This is a genomic window from Christiangramia aquimixticola (assembly GCF_048285835.1).
Taxonomy (GTDB): Bacteria; Bacteroidota; Bacteroidia; order Flavobacteriales; family Flavobacteriaceae; genus Christiangramia; species Christiangramia aquimixticola.
The window spans coordinates 1-4,679 of sequence record NZ_JBLVTL010000010.1; the positions used below are offsets into that span (position 1 = coordinate 1).

General features: G+C 40.1%; 1 protein-coding gene. It reads right to left on the bottom strand.

What is annotated here, in order from left to right; genetic code table 11:
• On the bottom strand, positions 1-4,679 hold a 4,679-nt coding region (locus ACNKXV_RS13220), incomplete at both ends, for a beta strand repeat-containing protein (RefSeq protein WP_417908214.1).

Sequence of the window (4,679 nt, forward strand, 5' to 3'; positions counted from 1 at the left end):
AAAGTTGAATTATCGCTAGCACCCGGAGCAAGGCTAATAGGTCCTCCGCTTACAGTTACTTTAGGATCGGTAACCTGGATGTTAGTCAGTGTTACATTTCCAGTGTTGGTAACAGTAAAGGTATAAGAGATGGTTTCACCTGCATCGGCATTTCCATCCTTATTGGTATCGTTGAAGGTACCATCTTTAACCAGTGTCATAAGAGGATTCTGATCAATGGTAGTATTGGCAGTAGCGCTGGTAGGACCAGGTACTTCGTTGGTTACTACACTTGCAGTATTCGAAAGGGTAGTACCTGCATCGATATCAGTCTGAGTAGCACTGTAAGTAGCTTCAAAGATCCAGGTTTCATTTACATCCAGTATTCCATTCCCATCGTCACCTGATTTAAGGGTAGCAGTGGTAGTATCATCGGTAAGCGTAAGCCCTGTTAAACTCACATTTCCTGTATTGGCTACAGAGATAGTGTAAGTAAGAGTAGAAGGCTCATCGATCGCTGTTAGATCTACCACATTGGTAATAGTAAGTTTCGCTTCTTTAGAAAGCGGAGTCTTTTCCTCATTACTGTTTACCGGACCTGTAGTTTCATCTGAATTAGCTACGGCAGTGTTAACCACTTCTCCAGCATCTACATCTGCCTGGGTGATGGTATAAGTAGCAGTAAAGGTTTTGTCATCGCTAGCACCCGGAGCAAGGCTGATAGGTCCTCCGCTTACAGTTACTTTAGGATCGGTAACCTGGATGTTCGTCAGTGTTACGTTTCCAGTGTTGGTAACCGTAAAGGTATAAGAGATGGTTTCACCTGCATCGGCATTTCCATCGTTATTAGTATCGTTGAAGGTACCATCTTTAACCAGAGTCATAGCAGGATCTTCTAATACCTGAATAAATACGGTTGCAGTATTGGAAACCTGACCATCATTATCCCGAATGGTATAATTTACATTCGCCAGACCTTCATATTGGGTAACTGAAGTGAAACTAACATCACCATCTGAATTTACGGTATAAGTTCCCACACCACTTATCACCAGGGGAGTAGAAGAGTTTCCTGTATTGGAATTATCAGTTGGGTCGATTAAAATAATAGTGGATGGTTCTATATTTCCATCTACATCAGTATCATTTAAGCCAATAGTATTTATGGTTATTCCAACTCCTCGTTCAGTAGAGTAAGGAGTTGTTGGAGAGATTGAGGTATCATAATCATCATTTGCTACCGGATTATCGTTTACCGGAGTAACATCGATTGTAACGGTAGCCGAATCAGTTCCACCATTTCCATCAGAGATGGTATAAGTGAAAGTATCTTTTCCTGTGAAATCATCATTAGGCTCATAGGTAACTACACCACCGGTAAGATTTACTGTACCATAAGTTGCAGTTCCAACTGAAGTAACAGAGATTGCGTCACCGTCAACATCAGAATCATTAGCCAGTACGTTAAGAGTAGTTGCATCTGCATCCTCTACGATGATATAATAATCATCATTTGCTACCGGATTATCGTTTACCGGAGTAATATTAATATCAGTACTTCCGTATACAGTATCATATGCATCAGCAACAGAGTAGGTGAAATCACCTGCATCATCACCAGGCGTATAATCTGCCGGAGCATCATATTGTAAATTCTCCAGATCTGCAATGCTTAAAGGTTGAGAAAGTGAAACAGGAGTTCCATTGGCAAGGGTAACAGTTCCCAAACCTGGTAAACCGGTTACAGTTATAGTAAGTACATCACCTTCAACATCTGTTGGAGCTTCTAAGCCTAACGGAGTATTTTCGCTCTCTTCAGCTACGGTAATCACAGAACTATCTGCTACAGGTGCATCATTCACACCTATAATGGTAATTACGATATCAAATGGAGTACCATCAAAACTGTTTACCGTAAAAGTTTCTACTTCGTTTTCCCCGGTTCCAAGATACTGCACATCTGCATTAGGTACTGTATAAGTCCAAACACCTGCTGAATTAATGGATAACTGTCCTAAAGCACCTGCAGAAGGAGTAGCATTTCCAGGTTGGAATGTGCTTTCGCCCGAGTCCTCATCTGTAACAATTAAAGTCCCAGTTTCTTCCAGGGTTGGATTGGTTGCGTCTTCGGTAACAGAACCTGTATCATCCCCAGTAAAGGTGGCAGGATCATTAACCTGAGTTATTGTAATGCTAACATTCGCAATATTGGATACTGCATTCTCATTATCCTTAATCGTGTACTTGAAGGAATCTGAAGTAGTTTCAGATCCATCATGCTTATAATCTACCGTTCCATCATCATTTATGGTAAGTGTACCATGGGTCGGATTGGTAGTAATAATGATAGATGCTTTATTTATAGTTCCATCAACATCTGTATCGTTTGTAGCAAGGTCTACGTTTTTTTCAGTTCCTTCTGGTAAATTAAGTGAATCGTCATTGGCAACGGGAGCATCATTTTCTACATTAATCTTAATATAGATTTCAGCTTCAGAAGTCAATGCATTATCACTTAAAGTGTAAGTTATATCAGGGACATTTCCATTATAATTAAGAACAGGAGTAAACGTTAGGTCACCATTCGCATTTATTCTAAGGCTACCAACACCCGGTATAGTTGCAGTTTGACCGGCTAAGTATTCGTTTGTATCACCGTCAACTACAAATTTTGTTAATTCAAGCTGGTCATTGTCCGGGTCACTATCTATTCCAAAATCGTTATCATTTGTGATGACATTCCCTGTAACCACTTCATCTTCCGGACCATTAAAATTGTCGTGTGTTGCAACCGGAGGATCATTAACAGGAGTCACTTTAATGATAACATTGCTATAAACAGATCTACTAGTAGCCAGATCTTCTCTATCTTTTAATCTATAAGCAATAGTAGGAATGGTTCCATTCCAATCTGTTGCCGGAACAAAGCTTAAACTACCATCTTCATTAATAGTCAGATCTCCCTCAGTCAATTCTAAGGTACCTCCAGCCAATACAGGTGAAGTTATTTCTCCCACATTATTTTGAAGGCCGAAATCGTGAACAAATAAATCATCTCCATTTGGGTCATAGTCGTTCGCTAACAATCCGTTAGAAGTAGAGATATTCAGAGTGATATCTTCCGCCGTAGTATATGAATCAGGATAAGCTTCCGGTGCTAATTCTTTATGCGGAATAGCAACTCTTACAGTTGCCGGCTCAGAAATTAAACCCTTTGAATCCTTTATTGTATAGGTGAAGAAATAATTACCATTAGTATCGGTTCCGGCCGGCGGGGTGAAAGTGATAGTGCGATCACCTGGATTCCAGGTAACCGATCCTGCCTGTGCACCTCCACCACCTTTGGTAGGTTGAGTTACAGATTCTATTTCGAAACTATCCCCATCTACATCATAATCATTAAACAGAACATTTATTACAACATCTGTATTGTAGTTAGCATTAGCAACATCGTTAACAGCAACCGGTGCATCATTAACCGGTTTTACGTTAATTCTCAATATACCGTTATCAGAAAGGTTACCGTCACTAATCTTATAAACTACAATGGAAAGATCACCCGTAAAATCCTGGAAAGGATTGTAAGTATAACTTCCATCAGGGTATAAAGTCAAGCTGCCTTCATCTGCAATGGTGGCAGTTTCCCCTGTATTATACGTTGTTCCATTAATGGTGAATGTTGTAACTGAAAGGTCTGCAAGGTCTGTATCCAGGTCTGTATCATTACTTAAAACACCATTTGCTGCATTTACAGTAAGAGGGGTATCTTCAAAAGTTTCATTAATATCATCTACCGCAACCGGTGGATCGTTAACCGGAGTAACAGTAATAATAACTGTAGCAGTATTACTTGTTAAATTATCCTGATCTTCTATCGAATAGGTAAACTGATCTGTTCCGCTAAAGTTTTCGTTTGGAGTATAGGTGTATTTATGGGATAATGGATCAAAAGATAAGGTACCGTTTGATACTCCAGATTCGGTAGTAATACTATTTACATTAATATTATTATCACAATCTGTATCATTGTCAATTACCGCAAAGGTTACCGCAGTTTCTTCAGGAGTACTTGCTGAATCATCAACTGCAACTGGTGCACTGATAACGGTTACTTTTTGGTTACAGGTAATACTGTTCCCAGAAGCATCTATTGCCGTCCATGTAACTGTCGTTGTTCCAATATTAAAAGTTGCCGGAGCATTGTTTGATATAGTTACTGGTCCACAGTTGTCACTAACCGTTGGATCAATTAAAGTAATAGTAGCATAACATTCACCACTATCCACCTGAACATTTGTCAAATCTGCAGGACAGGTAATTGTTGGGGCAGAGTTGTCAGAAACTGTGATTTTCTGAGACTGAGAAGAACTATTTCCGGCAGCATCTGTTGCAGTCCAGGTTCTTGTAATCTCGTAGTTATAAAAAGAAGCTTGATCAGGATCGGTTCCTTTAGTACTAGTTTCAGCAAAGGTGATAGCAGGGGTAGAATCACACACATCGCTAGCTGATGGCGTAGCCACAGCAGGAATATTATCACAACTAACAGCTACATCTGCAGGAACTCCGGATAATGTTGGAGCACTAGCGTCAGAAACGGTGATTTTCTGAGATTGAGAAGAACTATTTCCGGCCGCATCTGTTGCGGTCCAGGTTCTTGTAATCTCGTAGTTATAAAAAGAAGCTTGATCAGGATCGGTTCC